The organism is Mesorhizobium sangaii (genome assembly GCF_014207355.1).
Classification (GTDB): domain Bacteria; phylum Pseudomonadota; class Alphaproteobacteria; order Rhizobiales; family Rhizobiaceae; genus Mesorhizobium; species Mesorhizobium sangaii.
The window spans coordinates 644,061-665,638 of record NZ_JACHEF010000001.1; the positions used below are offsets into that span (position 1 = coordinate 644,061).

Consider the following 21,578-nt stretch of genomic DNA (forward strand, 5'->3'; position numbering starts at 1 on the left):
CATGGAGTTACCGGCCCCACTTCGCCAGGGTGTCGAGCGCCTGCTCGAAAACGTTCCGCTGGCGACGCTGAAGCAGGCGGCAAAAACCCTGTCCGACCGCTACCGCGCCGAGTTGCGCGACGGCCGGCTGCATATGGCGGAGAACTTGGCCGTGCAAGCCTACCTCGCGACGCGGCTACCGGCGACCTACGCCGCCGTCCGCGCCAGCCTCGATGCGCTCGGCGACGCCAGGCCCGGTCTTCAACCCAAGAGCCTGCTCGATGTCGGGGCCGGTCCTGGTACGGTGCTTTGGGCCACGAGCGACCTATGGCCCGATCTCGAACAGGCGGTGTTGGTCGAAGCCAGCGCCGCGGCGCGCAAGGTCGGCGAAACGCTTGCCGCCGGCGCGATTGCCTCCCGAACCAGATGGCTGGCCGGCGACGCCACCATCGACCTCGCCGACCTCGAGCCGGCCGATCTGGTCACTTGCGCCTATGTGCTCGACGAAATTGTCCCTGCGTCTCTGCCAAAGCTCATCGGTCGGCTGTGGCAACTCACCGGCGATACGCTGCTGGTCGTCGAGCCGGGCACGCCGGCCGGATGGCAGCGCATTCTTGCCGTGCGCCGGCAGCTGATCGAGGCGGGCGCGCATGTGCTTGCGCCCTGCCCGCATCAGGCGCCCTGCCCGCTCGCCCCGCCCGACTGGTGCCATTTTTCCCGCCGCGTCGCCCGCTCGCGCCTGCACCGGCTGGCCAAGGAAGCCGACGTGCCATGGGAAGACGAGAAGTTCATCTATGTCGCCGCTTCGCGACAGGCTGCACCTTCCCCGCAGGCACGGGTCATCGCGCCGCCAAAATCAGGATCCGGCAAGGTGGTGCTGAAACTTTGCGAGAGCAACGGCAGTGCCGGCGAAAGGCTGTTCACCAAGCGCGACGGCGAGACGTTCAAGGTTGCGCGGCGGTCGGACTGGGGCGACGTTCTGGAGATTTGACCGGCACAATTGTTCTTGCTTCGTTCTTGTTTTTCGGGTAAATTGTTCCCCTGCCGAGTCAACTGAAATCGGGGCACGGGAATTCTGTCCTGTGGACGATTTGTTGTTCCTGTGAACAAGCGAGCATTGATGTTGGTTGGCATCGGCACTGTTGCAGATAAGTCAGCACTGACTTTTGCCATTCTGGTATCGAAGAGCCGGGATCGAAATCGGGGATATCATGGTAGAGGCAGCGCGAAAATTCGGCGTCGCGGAAACACCGCTTTATCGTGAAGCGCCAAACAACATCGAGGCCGAGCAGGCACTGCTTGGCGCCATCCTGGTCAACAACGACGCCTTCTACCGCGTCTCGGACTTCCTGAAGGCCGGCCATTTCTACGAGCCGCTGCACCGCAAGATCTATGAGGTGGCGTCAGAGTTCATCCGCATGGGCAAGGTGGCGACGCCGATCACGCTGAAGACCTTCCTGCCGGCCGACGAGAAGGTCGGCGACATGACGATGGCGCAATATGTCGTGCGGCTGGCGGTGGAAGCCGTCACCGTCGTCAACGCAACCGACTATGGCCGCGCCATCTATGATCTTGCGACGCGCCGCGCGCTGATCACCGTCGGCGAGGACATGGTCAACATCGCCTATGACGCGCCGGTCGACATGGCGCCCACCGAACAGATCGAGGACGCCGAGCGGCGGCTGTTCGAGTTGGCCGAAAACGGCCGCTACGACGGCGGCTTCGAGAGTTTTTCCGATGCGTTGAAGAACGCCGTGGACATGGCGAGTGCCGCCTATATGCGCGATGGCCACCTGTCGGGCATCGCGACCGGCCTGCGCGATCTCGACCACCGCATGGGCGGCCTGCAGCCGTCGGATTTGATCATCATCGCCGGCCGCCCTGGCATGGGCAAGACGTCGCTGGCCACCAACATCGCCTACAATATCGCTGCCGCCTATGAGCCCGCCCAGCAGGCCGACGGCTCCGTCAAGGCGGCCAATGGCGGCGTCGTCGGCTTCTTCTCGCTCGAAATGTCGTCGGAGCAATTGGCCACCCGCATCATTTCCGAGCAGACCGAAATCCCATCGTCGAAAATCAGGCGCGGCGACCTGACGGAAGCCGATTTCGGCAAGCTTGTTGCCTACACGCAGGAGAACCACAAACGCCCGCTCTACATCGACCAGACGGGCGGTATCTCGATTGCTCAGCTTGCGGCTCGCGCCCGCCGCCTCAAGCGCCAGCGCGGGCTGGATCTGATGGTCATCGACTATATCCAGCTCATGCAGGGTTCGTCCGCCAAGGCGTCGCAGAACCGCGTCCAGGAAATCACCGAGATCACCACCGGACTGAAGGCGCTTGGCAAGGAGCTTGGCGTGCCGATCATCGCGCTCTCACAGCTCTCGCGTCAGGTCGAAAGCCGCGACGACAAGCATCCCCAGCTGTCCGACTTGCGCGAATCGGGTTCGATCGAGCAGGACGCCGACGTGGTGCTGTTCGTGTACCGCGAGGAATACTACATCAAAAACAAGGAGCCCGAGAAAGGCACGCCCGAGCACCTCGCCTGGGAAACAAAGATGGTCGAGGTCCAGGGCAAGGCCGAAGTGATCATCGCCAAGCAGCGCCATGGACCGACCGGCACTGTCAGCCTTGCCTTCCAGGGCGAATTCACCCGCTTCTCCGACCTTGCCGAAGAGCATCATTTGCCGGAAAGGTTCGAGTGACCTCTTGAGAAAGGTCTCGTTCGTTCGCCAGGCAGCATCCAACTGATGGCCAAATCGCGCGTTCAGTTCATCTGCCAGAACTGCGGATCGGTGCACCAACGCTGGGCCGGCAAATGCGATGCCTGCGGCGAGTGGAACACGCTGGTCGAGGAAGGCACGTCCGGCGGCATCGGCTCAGGACCAGCCAACACGCGAAACGCCCGCAAGGGCCGCGCAGTGGTGCTGACAACGCTGTCGGGCGACATCGAGGACGCGCCACGCATCATCTCGGGCATCGGCGAACTCGATCGCGCCACCGGCGGCGGTTTTGTACGCGGCTCGGCGCTGCTGGTCGGCGGCGATCCCGGCATCGGCAAATCGACGCTGCTCACCCAGGCCGCCGCAGCACTCGCGTCCAAAGGCCACCGCATCGTCTATGTCTCGGGCGAAGAGGCCGTCGCACAGATCAGGCTGCGGGCGCAGCGGCTCGGTGTTGCCGCAGCCCCGGTGGAGCTTGCCGCCGAGACCAATGTCGAGGACATCCTCGCCACCATCGCCGACGGCAAGCGGCCGGACCTGGTGATCCTCGATTCGATCCAAACGCTGTGGACAGACCTTGCCGATTCGGCGCCTGGCACCGTCACCCAGGTGCGAGCTGCCGCCCAGGCGATGATCCGCTATGCGAAATCCACGGGTGCCGCGATCGTCCTGGTCGGCCATGTCACCAAGGAAGGCCAGATCGCCGGGCCGCGCGTCGTCGAGCATATGGTCGACGCCGTGCTCTATTTCGAGGGCGAAGGCGGTCACCATTTCCGCATCCTGCGTACGGTGAAGAACCGGTTTGGGCCGACCGACGAGATCGGCGTCTTCGAAATGTCGGACAAGGGCCTGCGCGAGGTCGCCAATCCGTCCGAGCTTTTTCTCGGCGAGCGCCATGCGAAAGCGCCGGGTGCCGCGGTTTTCGCCGGCATGGAGGGTACAAGGCCTGTGCTGGTCGAGATCCAGGCGCTGGTCGCCCCCTCCTCGCTCGGCACGCCGCGCCGCGCCGTCGTCGGCTGGGACGGCGCCCGGCTGTCGATGATCCTGGCGGTTCTGGAAGCCCATTGCGGCGTGCGCTTCGGCAGCCATGATGTCTATCTCAACGTCGCCGGGGGCTATCGCATTTCGGAGCCCGCGGCCGATCTGGCGGTGGCGGCGGCCCTGGTTTCCTCGCTCACCGGTCTTGCCCTTCCCGCCGATTGCGTCTATTTCGGCGAAATCAGCCTTTCGGGCGCCGTGAGGCCGGTTGCGCATGCGCAACAGCGCCTCAAGGAAGCCGAAAAGCTGGGTTTTGGAAGCGCGGTTCTGCCCTTGGGCAGCGAGGAACTTGCCGGGGGGATCGGGGCCGGCGCTTTCCAGCCGACCGAGCTTGCCGACCTCGTGGCACGCATAGCCGGCACACGCCGAAGCCGCGTGGACGAGCAGGACTAGAGCATCGGACCCAAAACTGGGAACCGGTTTGGGAAAACCCGATGCTCCGCGCTATAATGCGGCTCATGGAGTGGGGCGAAAGAACATGCCGATTACGCTGCTTGACGGAATTCTCGTCGGCTTCACCCTGGTCTCGGCGATGCTTGCCATGGTTCGCGGCTTCTCGCGCGAAATCCTGTCCGTCGTCTCCTGGGCAGCGGCGGCAGCGGCGGCGTTCTTCTTCTACAAGCCGGTCCTGCCTTACCTCAAGCCTTACATCGACAACGAAAAGATCGCCATGGCGGCCGCCGCCGGCATCGTCTTCGTCATCGCGCTGATCGTCGTCTCGGTCATCACCATGAAGCTCGCCGACTGGATCATCGATTCCAGGATCGGCGCACTCGACCGCACGCTGGGCTTTCTCTACGGCGCGGCGCGCGGCATTCTGGTCGTTGCCGTCGCCCTGCTGTTCTTCAACTGGCTGGCAGGCGCCAAGGCACCAGCCTGGGTCACGGATGCCAAGTCGCGGCCGTTGCTGGAGCAGATCGGCGCCAAGCTCGAAAGCCTGCTGCCCGAGGATCCGGAAAACGCCATCCTCAAGAAGCTCAATCCGAATCAGCCGGCCGCCGAGACGCCCGCCGCTCCGGATGCACCGGCCGCGGATGCCCCGGCAGGTGGCGAGGATGCCAACACGCCCGCTCCCGACGATGACGCGGCAACACCGCCCGCGGAGAACGCCCCGGCCAATCCGGCGCCGGCGGCACCGGCAAACTGACCCCCGGAACGGGCGCCGGGAACTGACGATGGTGTGAACGGCTGCACGGTGCGCGTTGCTTTCGACGCGAACCCGCACTATATGGCGATTTTAGCGGAGCTTAAGATGGCAGACGCAGACGACGTGCTTTCCGCCGAGGCCGACGACCATTTCCACGACGAATGCGGCGTGTTCGGCATTTTCGGCCGGCAGGATGCCGCAGCGATCGTTACACTTGGCCTGCATGCGCTGCAGCATCGCGGCCAGGAAGCGGCCGGTATCGTTTCCTATGACGGCACCCAGTTCCATGTCGAACGCCATGTCGGCCTGATCGGCGATACCTTCACCAAGCAGCGCGTCATCGACAGCCTGCAAGGCAACCGCGCCATCGGCCATACGCGCTACGCCACGACGGGCGGCGCAGGCATGCGCAACATCCAGCCCTTCTTTGCCGAGCTGGCCGATGGTGGCTTTGCCGTCGCACACAACGGCAATTTGACCAACGCCATGACCGTGCAGCGGGCGCTGCAGAAGCAGGGCGCGATCTTCTCCTCCACCTCCGATACCGAGACGCTTTTGCACCTCGTCGCCACCAGCAAGGAGCGCGATTTGAACTCGCGTTTCATCGACGCGGTGCGCCAGGTCGAGGGCGCCTTCTCGCTGGTGGCGATGACATCCAAGAAGATGATCGGCTGCCGCGATCCGCTCGGCATTCGGCCGCTGGTGCTCGGCGATCTCGACGGCGCCTGGATCCTGGCGTCGGAAACCTGCGCGCTCGACATCATCGGCGCGCGTTTCGTGCGCGATCTCAAGCCCGGCGAGATGGTCGTCGTCACGTCCAAGGGCATTGAAAGCCTGTTCCCGTTCGAGCCGCAAAAGACCCGCTTCTGCATCTTCGAATATGTCTACTTTGCCCGGCCGGATTCCTCGGTCGAGGGCCGCAACGTCTATGAGGTGCGCAAGCGCATCGGCGCCGAACTGGCGCAGGAAAGCCCGGTCGAGGCCGACATCGTCGTGCCGGTGCCGGATTCCGGCACGCCGGCCGCGATCGGCTTTTCGCAAGCCGCAGGCATTCCCTTCGAACTCGGCATCATCCGCAACCACTATGTCGGCCGGACCTTCATCCAGCCGGGCGATTCGATCCGCCACATGGGCGTCAAGCTGAAGCACAACGCCAACCGCCGCATGATCGAGGGCAAGCGCGTGGTGCTGGTCGACGACAGCATCGTGCGCGGCACCACCAGCCAGAAGATCGTGCAGATGGTGCGCGATGCCGGCGCCAGGGAAGTGCATATGCGCATCGCCTCGCCGCCGACGCGTGCCTCCTGCTTCTACGGCGTCGACACGCCGGAAAAATCGAAGCTTCTGGCATCGCGCATGTCGGTGGAAGAAATGGCCGAGTTCATCCGGGTCGATTCGCTCGGCTTTCTCACCATCGATGGCCTTTATCGCGCCGTCGGTGAGGCCAGCCGCGACAACGACCAGCCGCAATTCTGCGATGCCTGCTTCACGGGCCAGTACCCGACCCGCCTGCTCGACTTCGAAGGCCACGACAATGTGCGCACGCTGTCGCTGCTGGCGACGAGCGGGTCGTAGGATTGCCGGACCGTCATCCGCGTTAGTCAAATTCCCGGAATCCATAGCATGACCCTCGACCTTACCGGCCGCGTTGCGGTCGTCACCGGCGCCTCGCGCGGCATCGGTTATTTCATCGCCAAGGAGTTGGCTGCAGCCGGCGCGCATGTCGTCGCGGTAGCGCGTACCGTCGGCGGGCTGGAAGAGCTCGATGACCAGATCAAGGCGGCCGGCGGCCAGGCGACGCTGGTGCCGCTCGACCTCGCCGACATGGCCGGCATCGACCGGCTGGGCGGCGCCATCCACGAACGCTGGGGTAAGCTCGACATTCTCGTCGCCAATGCCGCCGTGCTCGGCGTCATCTCGCCGATCGGCCATGTCGAGGCGAAAACGTTCGAGAAGGTGATGACCATCAACGTCACCTCGACATGGCGGCTGATCCGCTCGGTCGACCCGCTGCTGCGGCTCTCCGACGCCGGCCGCGCGATTTTGCTATCCGCGAATTCGGCCCACTCGGCGCGCGCCTTCTGGGCGCCCTACGCGGCGTCCAAAGCGGCGGTCGAGACAATGATGCGCTCCTGGGCGCAAGAGACGCAAAGCCTCCCGCTCAGGGTCAACGCCGCCGACCCAGGCCCCACCCGCACCGCGATGCGCGCCCAGGCCGTACCCGGCGAGGATCCGGCAACACTCCCGCATCCCTCGGAGGTCGCCAAACTTATCGTGCCGCTGGCCAGCCCGGACCTGAAAGAGACCGGACTGATCTTCCAGGCCAAGCACAACCGCTTTGTCGCCTATCGTCAGCCCGAATAGCTGCTTTTTGCCGGAAGATTCTCGGCACCGCCAACGTTGTTCGAAGGTCAGATATTCGAAACCTGAACGGAGGACCGCCATGCGCAGACTGCTTCTCGCCACCGCCGCCGCCCTGATCGCGGCAGCGGGCGCCGCCTATTCGCAAGACGCAAAGATGAGCTTCTTCGTCACCAGCGTTGGCTCCGGCAAGGGCGCCGACCTCGGCGGCCTCAAGGGTGCGGACGCGCATTGCGCCTCGCTGGCGGAAGCCGCCGGCGTCACAGGCAAGAGCTGGGCCGCCTATCTGTCGACCAGCGACACCGACGCGCGCGACCGTATCGGCAAGGGGCCGTGGGTGAACGCCAAGGGCGTGAAGATCGCCGACGATGTCGCCTCATTGCACGGCGACGCCAATGGCATCACCAAGCAGACGGCGCTGAATGAGAAGGGCGAAGTGGTCAACGGCCGTGGCGATAAGCCAAACCGCCACGACATGCTGACCGGCTCCAAGCCCGATGGCACGAAGATCGCCGACCAGACCTGCGGCGACTGGACGATGAGCGGGGCAGAAGGTGCCGCGATGATGGGCCATCACGACCGCACCGGCCTCGACGATTCGGCGGCTGCCAAATCCTGGAACTCCTCGCATGCCTCGCGTGGCGGCTGCAGCCAGGAGGCGCTGAAGGGCACCGGCGGTGACGGCCTGTTCTATTGTTTTGCCACCAACTAAGCCCGCTTGGGTTCAAAATTGGGGGCTTGGATCAGCCATGACATCACGCGCCTGTGATGTCATGGCGGAAGGCTGCACGGCGGTCATGCTTTCGTCATTTCGGCGGAGTTGATAGGATCGCAGCGACTCCCGCAACAAACGCCCTGGCTGGGCAGAACAAGGAAATTCCCCATGGCTTCGACTGTAGCGTTGGTCTGGTATCTGGTAATCGCCGGCCCGCAGGGCGGCATGGTCGTGCTGCCCAGCACCTTCGACAAGCGCGAACAATGCACCGCCGCCATCACCGAATATCAGAAGCAGCCGACACCGACCGGCTGGTCAGTGCAATGTGTGCCGAGCGCCTCGCCTTTCACCGACGAGGGCGACGCCGAGCAGCCGGCGGCGCAGTAAGCATCCGGCGCACGGCGTTTCAGCGCCGTGCGCTCACCGTCAACTCCGGCTTCTGGTTGATGGTCTGGAACACCACGCAATAGCGCTCGGTCAGCTTTAGCAGCGAATCTATCCGCTCCTGCGGCTCATCGGTATCGAGACTGAATTTGAGCCGGATGGCGCGAAAGCCGACCGGCGCATCCTTGGCGACACCAAGCGTGCCGCGAAAATCGAGGTCGCCTTCGGCCTCCACCGTGGCAGCACCCAGCTTGAATTCCAGCGCCGTCGCCACCGCCTTCAGCGTCACCCCGGCGCAGGCCACCAGCGCCTCCAGCAGCATGTCGCCAGAGCAGAGCTCGAGACCTGAGCCACCGGTTGCCGGATGCAGTCCGGCGATCGCGATCGCCCTGCCTGTCTCCACCTTGCAGGCAACCGCCTGGTCGTCGATCGACCCTTTGGCGCGAAGCGTGATCAACGCCTGCGAAGCGTCGTCGCGATAGGCCTGCTTCAGTGGCGCCTGCATGGCCTTCAGTTCGGTCGCGTCCATTTCCGTTCCTTCGCTCTCGTGGCCGGCCAGCGGCGTGGCTTTGTCAGATAATGGCTTTGTCAGATATAAAGTGCCGATTGCCTTCTGGAAGCAAGGTCGCCATCCCCTGCCCCAACGCAAGCTTAGGGCTGGCGTAGCGCTGCGCCGACTTTCGCCCGTATAGCTTCTGCTACGGGAGACTCCTCTCGCGTCGCTCCACACAACATTTTTGTCGCCTCCTGCAACTCTGGTCCCGCGCCTTATGGCCGATGTCGCGATTCTCGAAACACGCGAAAGGGTTCTCGCCGGAATCCTGCTGACAGGTGCGGCCTATTTCCTGTTTTCGACGCAGGATGCCTCGATCAAGTTGCTGGTCACCGGCATGACGGTCTGGCAGATCATGTTCTTCCGCAGCATCACCACTCTCAGCGCCTGCGCCGCGATCGGCGGGCGAAAACTGTTTGCCGATACGGTGCGCTCGCCGATCGTGCGGCCGATGCTGGTGCGCAGCGCCTTCACGCTCGCCGCCTGGCTTTGCTATTACAACGCCGCGCGCAGCCTGCAGCTTGCCGAACTGACCACCGTCTACTACGCGGCACCGATCATCGTCACCGTGCTTTCGGTGGTGATGCTCGGCGAAAAGGTGCCGATGCTGCGCTGGCTTGCGGTGCTGATCGGTTTTGCCGGCGTCTTCGTCGCTTGCGACCCGACCCATCTCGGCCTGTCCGTGCCGGTGCTGCTGGTGCTGGCGGCGGCCTTTTTGTGGGGCATTGCCATCGTGCTTCTGCGCAAGACGGCGCTTGCCGAGCGCTCGATGATCCAGCTTCTCCTCAACAACTTCTATTTCCTGCTCTTTTCGGCGGGACCGGCGCTGCTCTGGTGGCAGACGCCGGACTGGACCCAGTTGCTGCTCCTTGCCAGCGTCGGCGCGCTCGGTGGGTTTGCGCAATATCTTCTGTTCGAAGGTATGAAGCGGACAGCGGCTTCGATCCTCGCACCCCTCGAATACAGCTCGCTGTTGTGGGCGTTCGCGCTCGGCTTTGCGATCTGGGGCGACGTGCCGCGCCGTGAAGTGTTCTTCGGTGCCGCCCTTATCATCGCCGCCGGGCTGCTGATTGTCGGCACCGAGCATTTCCGCAAGCGGCTATGATATGGATCGCCGTCACTGCTGACGCTACGATGTCAGGACGCAACGGCGTAGGCTGGCAACATGAGTGACATTGCAGCCACGCGGGACAGCACCACTGAGCGCACGCTGGGTATCCTGCTGGTGTCGTCATCGGCGGCGGTGTTCGGCCTGACCGGGGTGCTGACCAAGTCGATCCATGCCGATCCGCTGACCATCACATGCTGGCGCGGCTTTGTCGGCTCGATCCTGATCAGCCTCTATGTTCTGTGGCGACGACATCGCTCCGGCAACCGCGAAACGTTGCGCCTTGGCTGGCGCGGCTGGCTGCTGGCGGTGGAAGGGGCACTGGCCAGCATCGCCTTCATCTCTGCATTCAAGTTCACCTTCGTCGCCAATGTCGCGATCATCTATGCCACCGCGCCTTTCATCACAGCGCTGCTGGCCTGGGTTCTGACGCGCGAGCCGTTCCGATTGCAGACGATGGTCGCCGCCGCCGTCTCGCTGTGCGGCGTGACGATCATGGTCTGGTCCGGCTTCGGCACCGGTCATCTGTTCGGGGACGGGTTGGCGCTGCTTATGACCATCGGCAGCGCGCTCTACATGATCATGGTGCGTGCCTTCCGAGACACGCCAGTGGTGTGGGCTGGCGCAGTTTCGGCTTTCCTGTTGTTCGTGCTCGGCTGGTTCGTCAGCGATCCGCTGGCGGTCACGCCACGCGACGCGATGCTGCTTGCCACCTTTGGCTCATGCTTTGCGCTGTCCTCGATCCTGTGGACGGAAGGTGCGCGGCTCATTCCGGCGGCCGAATCCGGTCTGCTCGGCTCGGCCGAAGTGCCGTTCGCCATCCTATTTGCGTTCCTGTTCCTGGGCGAGATCGCACCAGCCGCCAGCATGATCGGCGGCGCCATTGTGTTGTGCACGGTGTTTGCCCATGCGGGACGGGATTGGCTGATGGCCCGCTCGCAACGCGTGGCGTCAAATATTTCGTAAAAAAGTTACAAAGTCACGGAACCATCATCCGGCTCATGCATTGTTGGTGTGACGGGCCACCCCCAAGTCCCCCCAAACCCCTCGGCCCGTCCTACTCCCAAGCCGACCGTAAGGTCGGCTTTTTCTTTGGGCGTTTGATCCGCAGCGAGATCAGATCTTGTCGATTCAGCCTAGGAGCCCGGGTGGAGCCAAATTGCCACTGAACAGTGCCGCCAGATCGGCTGCCGGACCATCGGCACCGGCGCGCAGCTGTATCGCAAACTCCGCTATCGGAACCTGCGGCAGACCAAATTCGCGCGGCGCCTCGACAATGCCGGAATGGGCAAAGCGCGCCGTGCGTAGCGTCAGCGCAACACCCGCATTCACCGCCGTGCGCAGGCCGGCCAGGCTGGCGCTACCTGCGGCGATGCGATAGCGGCGGCCGGCCGCATCGAGCGCCGCAAGTGCGGCTTCGCGAAAGCCGCAATAGGGATCGAGCAGCGCCAGCGGCAATTCTTCCTGGCGCGAGGCCAGCCCTTTTTGCGAACACAGCCATATCATCGGCTCGCGCAGCACACCGACTTCGTCCGACGTTGCCACCTGGCGCATGACGATTGCCAGATCGAGCCCGCCGGATTGCATCGCTTGCGCCAGTTCGGCGGAGCGGCCGACACGCAATTCGATCCGGACGCGCGGATGGCTGACGGCGAAGGCGCGCAGCAGCTCTGGCAAACCGCTGTCGGAAAAATCCTGCGTCGTCCCGATGGCAACGCGCCCGGCAGCACGCGCGCCCTTCAAGGCCAACCATGCCTCGCGGTGAGCGGCAAGGATGCGCCTTGCATGGCCGACGAGATCCTCGCCGGCCGGCGTCAGGCCTCGGCCCCGGCCCTGCGGCGCCAGGAGCGCCTCGCCGACGATTTCCTCGAGCCGCTGCATCTGCGCTGTGACCGCCGAGGGTGAACGGCTGACGCTTGCCGCCTATGGCTATGGCGGCAAGACGCAGGAGTTCCGCTTCATCAGCGGGCGGTTGAAGGCGGCGTGAGGAATATTGGCAGGAGGAAGGGATAGCGCCCCCTCTGCCCTGCCGGGCATCTCCCAACAAGGGGGAAGGAAGAGCGCGCTGCGCCTCCACATTGACCTTGCCCTCCATTCCGCTACGCTCTGCCCCGAAGCGGTCGCAAAGAGCCGCGATGCTAAGATCGTTGGGAGAGAAGCGGCATGATCCTGACACTGGCGTTGCTTGCGGGTCTTGTTCTTGCCTGGCTGCTGATCGGCGTGGTGGAGAAATTCCGCCTCGGCCTGCGTTTCACCCAGGCACTGCTCTATGTGCCGTTCAAGCTCGCCTACCGTGTCAGCGACGATCGCATCAGGATCGCCCGCAAGGCTCAGGCCCCCGTCATCTACGTCATCTCGCATCAATCGCGTTTCGAACCGGCGCTGATGCTGTCGCTGCTGCCGGACGACACGCTCCATATACTCGACGAGGTCTCGGCGCGGTCGCCATGGCTCGAACCGTGGCGCGAGCTTGGCCGCACCATCGCCTTCAACGCCGAACATCTCTTCGTCAGCCGCCGGCTGGTGCGCGTGCTGAAAGGCAAGGGACGGCTCGCCGTCTATCTGCCGGACGCGGTCGAGCCCGACATCAAGACGTTTCGGCTGTTTCGCGCCGTCACCCGCATCGCCATGCAGGCCGACGCCAAGATCGTGCCGATCTTCGTCGCCGGCGCGCGCGGTCTGCCGGTGTCGCTGACCCAGGCGGACAAGGCGCCGCGGCACTGGTTTCCGCAGCTGTCGATCAGCGTGCTGGAACCGATGACCGTCGCCGAACTGGCAGCGCGCAACCCGGACCAGGCCTCGAACACCAACGCGCTGTTCGACCGTGTCGCCGAGGCCCGGCTTTTCGGCGCCGACCTCGATCGTGGCCTGTTCCTGGCGATGCGCGACGCCGCTGCCCGTGTCGGCGCCTCGCACCCGATCATCGAGGACGTCATCTCCGGCGCGCTGAGCTACCGCAAGATGTTCATCGGCGCCCGCGTCCTGGGCCGCCGGTTCGAGGCGGTGACGGCGCCGGGCGAAGCGGTCGGCCTGCTTCTGCCCAACGCCAATGGCGTGGTGCTGTCGTTTGTCGGCCTATTGTCTGGCGCCCGGGTGGCGGCAATGATCAACTACACCGCCGGCCCGGCCAGCGTCACCGCCGCGGTGCGCACGGCGGTGATCCGCACGGTTGTCTCCTCCCGTGCCTTCATCGAGAAGGCCGACCTCGCCGATATCGTCGCGGCGGTCGAGAACGGCGGCGCCAAGCTGCTTTGGCTGGAGGATGTGCGGGAAAGCGTCACCGCGCTCGACAAGCTTGCCGCGGCCTTGCTGTGGCGCTGGCCGCTGCAGCAGCAGGATGCGGCCAAGCCTGCGGTGGTCCTGTTCACCTCGGGATCGGAAGGCACGCCCAAGGCAGTGGTGCTGTCGCACAAGAACCTGCTTGCCAACGCCATGCAGGCCGAGGCGCGCATCACCATCTCGCCCGCCGACATCCTGCTCAACGTGCTGCCGGTATTCCACTCCTTCGGCCTGACGGGCGGCACCATCCTGCCGCTGGTCACCGGGGTGAAACTGTTCCTCTACCCCTCGCCGCTGCACTACAAGATCATCCCCGAGATCGCGCGCAAGGTGAAACCGACCGTCATGTTCGGCACCGACACGTTCCTCGCCAACTATGCGCGCACCGCCAAGGACGGCGACTTTTCCAGCCTGCGCTTCGTCGTCGCCGGCGCCGAGGCGGTGAAGCCGGAAACCCGCCGCGTCTATCGCGAACGCTTCCAGGCCGAGATCATCGAAGGTTTCGGGCTGACTGAAGCCGCACCCGTCGTTGCCGTCAACACCGCGATCCATGGCCGCGACGGCACGGTCGGCCGGCTGCTGCCGGCGATGCGCATGAAGCTGGAGCCGGTCGAAGGCATCTCCGACGCCGGCCAGTTGTGGCTCGACGGGCCGAACCTGATGATGGGCTACATGACTGCCGATCGCCCCGGTGAGCTACAGCCGCTGACCGGCTGGCACGACACCGGCGACATCGTCGCCGTCGACCGCGAAGGCTTCATCACCATTCGCGGCCGCGCCAAGCGCTTCGCCAAGATCGCCGGCGAGATGGTGTCGCTGGGTGCTGTCGAGATGCTGGTGCAGTCGCTGTGGCCGGAAGACCGCCATGCGGCAGTGGCCGTGCCGGACAAGAGACGCGGCGAGCGCATCGTGCTGGTCACCACCGCCGACGATGCCAATCCCGACGAGTTGCGCAAGTTCGGCAAGCAGGCGGGCGCCGCAGAACTGATGGTGCCGAACGACATCATCAAGGTCGAGGAAATCCCGGTTCTGGGTTCCGGCAAGACCGACTATGTGTCGACCAGAAAGCTGGCGATCGACAGGCTGGGGCTCGGCGTCGCGGCCTGAAGAAAATCTTCGTCATCCCAGGGCAGACGCGGAAGCGGCGCGCAGACCCCAGAATGACGAATGCGGAGCGGGCTTCGAGAAACCCTACCCGATGTCCGAAGGCGGCACTTTCTCGCCCTCCTGCCTGGCGCGCTTCGAATAGGCGCGCACGCTGAACGGCAGGAAGAGCAGATAACCGGCGACCGAGGCGGTCAGCGTGTACCAGGGATAGGTCATCAGCAGCAGCACGTAGAGCACGACGCCAAGGATGATCGGCAGCACCTTGTCGCCTGGTACTCTCAGGCTCTTGCCGGAATAGACCGGCAGCCGGCTGACCAGCAGGAAGGCGACCAGGATGGTGAAGCCGGTGGCGACGAAGGCAGCCGGGCGACTGGGCTCCAGACCTGTGCGCAGGAAATAGAGATAGAGCGGCAGCATCACCAGCACGGCGCCCGCCGGCGCCGGCACGCCGACGAAATATTCGGACTGCCATACGGGGCGCTCGGCCTTCTCGTCGTCGAGCACGTTGAAGCGGGCAAGCCTGAGCCCGCAGGCGATGGCGAACAGAAGTGCGGCGATCCAGCCCGGCGATCCGGCGCGGTCGAGCAGGAAGGCATAGAGCACCAGGGCGGGCGCAACACCGAAGTTGACGATGTCGGCCAGCGAATCCATCTGCGCGCCGAATTTGGAGGTCGCCTTCAGCATCCGCGCCAGCCGCCCGTCAATGCCGTCCAGGAAAGCCGCGAGCAGCACCATCACCACTGCCGGTTCGAAGCGGCCCTCAAAGCCGAAACGGATGCCTGACAGGCCGGCACAGATGGCCAGCACCGTGACGAGGTTGGGCAGCACCATGCGCATCGGGATCTCGCGGATGCGCGGGCCGCCGCTGGCATGGGCTTCGAACTTTTTGTATTGCGTGCCCACCGGTCAGGAAATCCGCACGAGGGGGGTGCCGGCGACACCGCCGAATTCGGCCAGCACGGTTTCGCCACCGACCGCGGTCTGGCCGACGGCAACGCGCGGCGTGGCGGCGAGCGGCAGGAATACGTCGACACGGGAGCCGAAGCGGATCAGGCCGAAACGCTCGCCGATGGCGATCGAGCCGCCGGCCTCGGCCCAGCAGACGATGCGGCGCGCCACCAGGCCGGCGATCTGGACAGCCGCGACCGTGCCGTTGGGGCTGTCGATGACCAGGCCGTTGCGCTCGTTCTCGGTGCTCGCCTTGTCGAGTTCCGCATTGAGGAATTTGCCCGGCCGGTGCTCGATCTTGGATATGCGGCCACGCACCGGGGCGCGGTTTACATGGCAGGAAAACACGTTCATGAACACCGAGATGCGGGTCATCTCGATATTGCCGAGGCCAAGTTCGCGCGGCGGCACGGCTGGTCCGACCGCCGAGATGATGCCGTCGGCGGGGCTCACCACCAGGCGGTCGTCGACCGGCGTGACGCGCTCGGGATCGCGGAAGAAATAAACGCACCAGGCGGTGAGGATAAGGCCGACCCAGAACAGGATCGACGAGAAATAGCCGAGGAAAAGCGTCGCCGCGCCGAAGGCCGCGATGAAGGGATAGCCTTCGCGATGGATCGGTACGAACGCGTTCTTGACCGTATCGACAAGGCTCATCGGGCTGGGGCAGGCTCCGTTTCAAGTCCGGCCTCAATAGCCGAAAGCCCAATTCATCGCAACGCAACAATCGGCAAGGCCGTATTGGCCGCAATTGGGAGCCGTGCGAACTGAAAATTGTTGCGCGGTGCCTGTCGGCAACCCGCCCGCTCGCCCGTCCTTGGTGAAGACAGCGCTTCATCACGCCCGCGAGGGCCGACGACGCGTGCAACGGAGGCTCCCGATCATGCAGGCATCATCTGGCAACAAAGCTCGTGTCGTGACGGAAGGCCTCGCCTTCGGGGAATCGCCGCGCTGGCATGACGGACGCCTGTGGCTCTGCAACTGGGGTACCGGCGAGATCATCGCCGTCGACGACCACGGCAACCGCGAGATCGTCCTCACCGTGCCGGCTGTACTGCCCTACTCCATAGACTGGCTGCCTGACGGTCGCCTGCTCGTCGTCTCCGGTCGCGAGGGGTTGCTGCTCAGGCAGGAAGCCGATGGCTCGCTCGTCACGCATGCCGATTTGCGAGGTCTGTCGAAAAGCCCGTGGAACGAGATCGTCGTCGACGGGCGCGGCAACATCTATGTCAATGGCGGCGGCCCGGCGCCGGCTCCCGGCCAGCAATTCGGCCCAGGTACCGTCGTGCTGGTCACGCCGGACGGCGCGGTCCGGCAAGTGGCGGAAAATATCGCCTTTGCCAACGGCATGGCGGTGACGCCGGACAACAGGACGCTGATCGTCGCCGAATCGCACGCCAACCGGCTGACCGCGTTCGACATCGCCGCGGACGGCAGTCTCGCCAACCGCCGCGTCTGGGCCGACCTCGATGGTTTTCCCGACGGCATCTGCCTCGATTCGGAAGGGGCGGCCTGGTACGCGGACGTCCCCAACAAGCACTGCGTGCGGGTGGTCGAAGGCGGCGAGGTGCTGCAGACCGTCAATGCCGATCGCGGCTGCTTTGCCTGCATGCTGGGCGGCGCGGACAGGAAAACACTGTTCATCGCCGCCGCCGAATGGCGCGGCTTCGAGCATATGACCGGGGATGCCCGCACCGGCCAGGTGCTCAGCGTTGAAGCGCCGGCACCTGGCGTCGGCTGGCCGTAGGAGCGTTAGACCCCGGGAATCCGCTGATAGTTGGCGATGTCAGCCCGCACGCCGAGCCGGGCGATCGTCTCCTGCGGATTGAAACCGGCACGCGCATGCTCGGCCTTGACGATCGGTACGACCCGGTCGACAGCCGCCTGGCTTTCCCATTCGACGATCGTGACGAGGTTGAATTCGCCCGGGCCCGAGAATTGCTCGAGCAGGAAATCCTGCACGAAGCCATCCTGCCGGCGCAGCACCTCATGCGTTGCCCTGACCTTGGAGAGTATCTCTTCGCGGGCGGCGGCAGGGACGACGAACTTGTCCACCCTGAACACGCTGCCGCCATCAGCACTCTGATTTATCTTGCTCATTTTCGATTGTTCCGTTCCTGGATCTTGGTGTTTGCGGGCTCCAAGAACGGCCTACAATCTCAACTAAAGTTGAGGTCAAGCGATTTTTTTCCCTTCTCCCCTTGTGGGAGAAGGTGGATCGGCGCGCAGCGCCGAGACGGTTGAGGGGTGTTGGAAGAAACGAGGCATCGGAGATTGAGCGAAGGTACGACCAAGCTGGAACACCCCTCATCCGGCCGAGCTTTCGCTCGGCCACCTTCTCCCACAAGGGGAGAAGGAGAGCTGCCGCTATGACACCTCAGACGTGCGGCGGCGGACGATGACGCCAAGCTCGTCGCCCTCGCGGGCGATGCGCAGCCGCTCCTCGGCCTCGGTCGCTTCGCGCTGGCGGTCCCACATCGAGGCGTAGAGGCCATGCTTGCGCATCAGATCGGCGTGGGTGCCGCGCTCGGCGATCTGGCCATCCTGCAGCACGATGATCTCGTCGGCGGAAATCACCGTCGACAGCCGGTGGGCGATGACGATGGTGGTGCGGCCACGGCTAACCAGGTCGAGTGCGGCCTGGATCTCCTGCTCGGTGTGGCTGTCGAGCGCCGATGTCGCTTCATCCAGCATCAGGATCGGCGGCGCTTTCAAAATCGTACGGGCGATCGCCACGCGCTGCTTCTCGCCGCCGGAGAGTTTCAGCCCGCGCTCGCCGACCATCGACTTGTAGCCATCGGGCAGCCGCTCGATGAACGGGCCGATCTGGGCGAGTTCGGCCGCCTTGCGCATGTCCTCCTCGCTGGCGCCGATGCGGCCGTAGCGGATGTTGTAGGCGATGGTGTCGTTGAACAGCACGGTGTCCTGCGGCACCATGCCGATCGCCCCTCGCAGGCTCTCCTGCGTCACGTCCCTGATATCCTGGCCATCGATCAGCACCTGGCCGCCCTGGACGTCGTAGAAGCGGAACAGAAGCCGCGAGATGGTCGACTTGCCTGCGCCCGATGGCCCGACGATGGCGACCGTCTTGCCGGCCGGCACCTCGAAGCTGATGCCCTTCAGGATCTTGCGGTTCGGGTCATAGGAGAAATGTACGTCGCGGAACTCGACCTTCCCTGCGCTGACGGCGAGTGGCCTGGCATCCGGCTTGTCGACGATCTCCTGCGGTACATCCAAAAGGTCGAACATCTGCTCGATATCGGTCAGCCCCTGGCGGATTTCGCGGTAGATGAAGCCGATGAAATTGAGCGGCACCGACAGCTGCATCAGCATGGCGTTGATGAAGACGAAGTCGCCGACCGTCTGCGTGCCGGCCTGCACTTCCAGCGCCGACATGCACATGACGATGACGGTGCCGAGACCGAAGATGATGCCCTGGCCGAAGTTTAGCCAGCCGAGCGAAGTCCAGATGCGCGTCGCGGCGATCTCGTAGCGCGCCATGGAACGGTCGAAGCGCTCGGCCTCCATGCCTTCATTGTTGAAATATTTGACCGTCTCGTAGTTGAGCAGCGAGTCGATCGCCTTGGTGTTGGCGTCGGTGTCGCTGTCGTTCATGTCGCGGCGGATCGAGATGCGCCAGTCGCTCGCTCGCACCGTGAACCAGACATAGACCCAGACCGTTACCGCGACGACGACGACGTATTTCCAGCCATAGGTGTAGGCGAAGATGCCGGTGGTCAGCGCAAATTCGAGGATGGTTGGAGCGGTGTTGAGCATGATGAAACGCACGATCGTCTCGATGCCCTTGGTGCCGCGCTCGATGATGCGCGACAGGCCACCGGTGCGCCGCTCCAAGTGAAAGCGCAGCGACAGTTCGTGCATGTGGACGAAGGTGCGGAAGGCGAGCTGGCGCACCGCGAACTGGCCGACGCGGGCAAACAGCGCGTCGCGCAATTGGTTGAAGCCAAGCTGCACCAGGCGCACGACATTGTAGGCGACGACCAGCATGACGGGCGCCAGCAGAAAAGTCGGCAGCGGCGGCACGGACTTGGCGTCGCCGGCCAGCGCGTCGGTCGCCCATTTGAAAAAATAGGGACCGGCGACCAGCGTCAGCTTGGCGACAACCAAGAGAAGCGTCGCCCAGGTGACCCGTGCCCGGAGATCGGCGCGGTCCGCCGGCCACATGTAAGGCCACAGATTGAGCAGCGTCTTGAAGGTCGAGGAGTCGGAGACGGTCTTCTTGGCCATTTTTAGTGCCTTCTTCTTATTTTCAGCGGCCGGAGCAGCAGGAATTGACGAGCGCGGCGACCGAAGCGGAAACATCGGCGAGCGCGGCGTGGTCGACCGCATAGCGCGAGCGCTGGCGATCAGGCTCGAAGCGGACCAACCCGGCCTCGACCAGTATCTTCAGGTGTTGTGACACGGTGGACTGCGCCAGATCGAAACGATCGACGACTTCACGGCAGCAACAGGAGTTGCTGGCTGACAGGTGCTTTATGATTTCGATGCGTGCCGGATGCGAAAGAGCGGCAAGGCGGGCTGCGACAACGCGGCTGTCCGGGTCGCAGTTGCGCGGCGCGGGGCGGCATCCGTCTGTTTCGAAGGGGGATTCGGTCATCGTCTATCGGCGATAAACGATGACCACCCGTGAGGCAAGCTAACCCGATGGGTAGAACTGCCAATCTCCCCCACAGGGGGGAGATCACGCGCTCAGTCGCTGGCTGACTACTTGGTCTTGGGCGGAGCCGTCGTCGCCTGCTCGCCCATTGCCTTGAGATCAGCGGCTTCGCCTTCCTTCGACTTTTCCGGGACCTTGAACACCTGCCCCGGCCAGATGCGGTCGGGATCGCTGATCTGATCCTGGTTGGCGAGGTAGATGGTCGAGTAGCGCACGCCATGACCGTAGACGCGCCGCGAAATCCGCCACAGCGTATCGTTGCGGCGGATGATGACGGCACTGCCGGCATGCTCGAGCTTGGGCGCCACCGTCTCGGGCACACCGCCTGGCGGCGTTGCCGCAGCCACTACTCCCGGAGCGTCGGTGGCGGGAGCGGGCGTCGTGGCCGGTGCCGTCCCGGCCGGAGCCTGGGTGGCCGGTGCAGCAGGAGCCGATGCGGATTCCGCCGGAGCGGCCCCGGCGACGGCGGGCGCGGCCGGCTTTGCTTCGGCGGGCGCCACGGCGGCGACAGAATCACCCGGCTCGCGCTCGAACGGTACGGCTGCGCGGGTCACAACGGTCACTCCATCGGCATCGAGGCCGTCGACATGGATGGTGTAGCTGCCAACCGGAATGTCGCGCGTCGCCTCGACCAGGAAATGACCATCGCGCGACGTCTGCGCGTCGCCGAGCAGGATGTCATTGGCATAGGCGCGCACCTTGCGGCCGGCATCGGCGAGACCGGCGACAAAGATCTTCTTGCCGTCGATCTCGACCGCTTCGACGACGATCTTGGGTTCGGCCACCGATGCGGCGGGCGGCGTGGCCGGTGCCGCCGGAGCGGGTGCTGCCGCGACCACGGCTGGCGCTGGAGCCGCCGGGGCGGCGGCCTGGTCGCCGGCGGCCGGTGCGGCCGGCTTTGTCTCGGGCGCCGGAACGGTGAGCAGTTCGGCCGGCTTGCCCGGCTCCTCGACCATCGCCAGCACCTGGCCTGCCGCATCCTTGGGAACCGAGACGACGGCGGTTTGCGCCGAGGCGGTCACGACATCGCCGGTGGTGGCGCGCAATGCGATTGTATAGTCGCCGGGTTTCAGCGGATCGTCGAGCACGATGACAAAGGCGCCATCGGGGCCGGCGACCGTCGAGCCGAGCACGGTGGTGCCGTTGAGGATCTCGACCTTGGAATTGGGCGCCGCATTGCCGGCAATGACGATCGAGCCATTGCCCTCGACGCGCACCACATCGAAGGACGGCACGATCGGACCGGCTGTAGCGGGCGCCGCCGCATCCGTTGCGGGCGCGGCCGGGGCCGTCGCCTGAGGCGCCGCGGCGGGAGCGGCCGGAACCGCCGCTGGCGGCAGCCGCGCTTCCGTGCCGGGATCGGCTGGTTTCGGCGTCGCGGGAGGGGTCAGTGCTGCCACTTCCGCCGGCGGCGTGCGATTGAGATATGGGTCGAGTGCGCCTGATATGTAGGCGGTTCCTGCGGCCGCAACGGTCCCACCCGCTGCGAACAGGAACGCCTTCAGTGGATTAATCGCCATATTTCCCTACCCCTTAGCCACCTAATGCCGGTCTAGCCTGT

19 protein-coding genes and 1 pseudogene are annotated in these 21,578 nt (G+C 64.7%); 12 read left to right on the plus strand and 8 right to left on the minus strand.

The genetic code is table 11. From position 1 onward, the window contains the following. Position 1: 1 nt before the first annotated feature. The 8 genes from HNQ71_RS03330 (at position 2) to HNQ71_RS03365 (ending at position 8,347) form a co-directional block, all read left to right on the plus strand. Positions 2–970, plus strand: a complete 969-nt coding sequence (locus tag HNQ71_RS03330; protein ID WP_184871161.1) for a small ribosomal subunit Rsm22 family protein — start codon at positions 2–4, stop codon at positions 968–970. 220 nt (positions 971–1,190) lie between these two features. After that, entirely contained in the window at positions 1,191–2,681 is a 1,491-nt protein-coding gene (locus tag HNQ71_RS03335) for a replicative DNA helicase (protein ID WP_184871162.1), read from the plus strand. Between the two features lie 45 nt (positions 2,682–2,726). Beyond that, positions 2,727–4,130, plus strand: coding sequence for a DNA repair protein RadA (radA, locus tag HNQ71_RS03340; RefSeq protein WP_184871163.1), 1,404 nt, complete (start codon positions 2,727–2,729; stop codon positions 4,128–4,130). 85 nt (positions 4,131–4,215) lie between these two features. Next, the gene (locus tag HNQ71_RS03345; RefSeq protein WP_184871164.1) at positions 4,216–4,884 is read left to right on the plus strand and encodes a CvpA family protein; all 669 of its coding nucleotides are present in this window, start codon (positions 4,216–4,218) and stop codon (positions 4,882–4,884) included. 105 nt (positions 4,885–4,989) lie between these two features. Beyond that, positions 4,990–6,459 carry an amidophosphoribosyltransferase gene (purF, locus tag HNQ71_RS03350; protein WP_095086431.1) on the plus strand — a complete coding sequence of 490 codons (1,470 nt, stop codon included), beginning with the start codon at positions 4,990–4,992 and terminating at the stop codon, positions 6,457–6,459. Between the two features lie 48 nt (positions 6,460–6,507). Further along, positions 6,508–7,248: an SDR family NAD(P)-dependent oxidoreductase gene (locus HNQ71_RS03355; protein WP_184871165.1), complete on the plus strand. Its 741-nt coding sequence runs from the start codon at positions 6,508–6,510 to the stop codon at positions 7,246–7,248. Positions 7,249–7,327: 79 nt separating this feature from the next. Then, complete coding sequence (locus tag HNQ71_RS03360) at positions 7,328–7,957, plus strand: hypothetical protein (protein WP_184871166.1); 630 nt, start codon at positions 7,328–7,330, stop codon at positions 7,955–7,957. Between the two features lie 171 nt (positions 7,958–8,128). Next, positions 8,129–8,347 carry a hypothetical protein gene (locus HNQ71_RS03365; RefSeq protein ID WP_184871167.1) on the plus strand — a complete coding sequence of 73 codons (219 nt, stop codon included), beginning with the start codon at positions 8,129–8,131 and terminating at the stop codon, positions 8,345–8,347. Between the two features lie 19 nt (positions 8,348–8,366). On the opposite strand, the gene HNQ71_RS03370 is transcribed toward HNQ71_RS03365, so the two are convergent. Further along, entirely contained in the window at positions 8,367–8,873 is a 507-nt protein-coding gene (locus tag HNQ71_RS03370) for an OsmC family protein (RefSeq protein ID WP_184871168.1), read from the minus strand. A gap of 241 nt (positions 8,874–9,114) precedes the next feature. Here HNQ71_RS03370 and HNQ71_RS03375 point away from each other — a divergent pair, with 241 nt between their 5' ends. Then, positions 9,115–10,002: a DMT family transporter gene (locus tag HNQ71_RS03375; RefSeq protein ID WP_184871169.1), complete on the plus strand. Its 888-nt coding sequence runs from the start codon at positions 9,115–9,117 to the stop codon at positions 10,000–10,002. Positions 10,003–10,062: 60 nt separating this feature from the next. Beyond that, the gene (locus HNQ71_RS03380) at positions 10,063–10,971 is read left to right on the plus strand and encodes a DMT family transporter (RefSeq protein WP_184871170.1); all 909 of its coding nucleotides are present in this window, start codon (positions 10,063–10,065) and stop codon (positions 10,969–10,971) included. A 165-nt stretch (positions 10,972–11,136) separates the two neighbouring features. Here the strand turns inward: HNQ71_RS03380 and HNQ71_RS03385 are convergent. Further along, positions 11,137–11,928 (minus strand): annotated as a pseudogene (locus tag HNQ71_RS03385) (LysR substrate-binding domain-containing protein); the annotation flags it as partial. A 240-nt stretch (positions 11,929–12,168) separates the two neighbouring features. Here HNQ71_RS03385 and HNQ71_RS03395 point away from each other — a divergent pair. Next, a complete protein-coding gene (locus HNQ71_RS03395; protein ID WP_184871171.1) occupies positions 12,169–14,391 on the plus strand; it encodes an AMP-binding protein in 2,223 nt (740 codons plus the stop codon). A gap of 84 nt (positions 14,392–14,475) precedes the next feature. Here HNQ71_RS03395 and HNQ71_RS03400 read toward each other — a convergent pair whose 3' ends face one another. Together HNQ71_RS03400 and HNQ71_RS03405 are read right to left on the minus strand one after the other, a co-directional pair. Further along, a complete protein-coding gene (locus HNQ71_RS03400; RefSeq protein WP_184871172.1) occupies positions 14,476–15,294 on the minus strand; it encodes a CDP-alcohol phosphatidyltransferase family protein in 819 nt (272 codons plus the stop codon). 3 nt (positions 15,295–15,297) lie between these two features. Further along, complete coding sequence (locus HNQ71_RS03405; RefSeq protein ID WP_184871173.1) at positions 15,298–15,996, minus strand: phosphatidylserine decarboxylase; 699 nt, start codon at positions 15,994–15,996, stop codon at positions 15,298–15,300. A 226-nt stretch (positions 15,997–16,222) separates the two neighbouring features. Between HNQ71_RS03405 and HNQ71_RS03410 the strand changes: the two genes are divergently transcribed. Beyond that, entirely contained in the window at positions 16,223–17,086 is an 864-nt protein-coding gene (locus HNQ71_RS03410; protein ID WP_184871174.1) for an SMP-30/gluconolactonase/LRE family protein, read from the plus strand. Between the two features lie 5 nt (positions 17,087–17,091). On the opposite strand, the gene HNQ71_RS03415 is transcribed toward HNQ71_RS03410, so the two are convergent. The 4 genes from HNQ71_RS03415 to HNQ71_RS03430 form a co-directional block, all read right to left on the minus strand. Then, positions 17,092–17,439 carry an antibiotic biosynthesis monooxygenase gene (locus HNQ71_RS03415; RefSeq protein ID WP_184871175.1) on the minus strand — a complete coding sequence of 116 codons (348 nt, stop codon included), beginning with the start codon at positions 17,437–17,439 and terminating at the stop codon, positions 17,092–17,094. 267 nt (positions 17,440–17,706) lie between these two features. Then, a complete protein-coding gene (locus tag HNQ71_RS03420; RefSeq protein WP_184871176.1) occupies positions 17,707–19,587 on the minus strand; it encodes an ABCB family ABC transporter ATP-binding protein/permease in 1,881 nt (626 codons plus the stop codon). A gap of 22 nt (positions 19,588–19,609) precedes the next feature. Next, entirely contained in the window at positions 19,610–19,957 is a 348-nt protein-coding gene (locus HNQ71_RS03425; RefSeq protein WP_184871177.1) for an ArsR/SmtB family transcription factor, read from the minus strand. 107 nt (positions 19,958–20,064) lie between these two features. Further along, on the minus strand, positions 20,065–21,537 hold the full coding sequence (locus HNQ71_RS03430; protein ID WP_184871178.1) for a LysM peptidoglycan-binding domain-containing protein: 1,473 nt from the start codon (positions 21,535–21,537) through the stop codon (positions 20,065–20,067). Between the last annotated feature and the right edge of the window lie 41 nt (positions 21,538–21,578).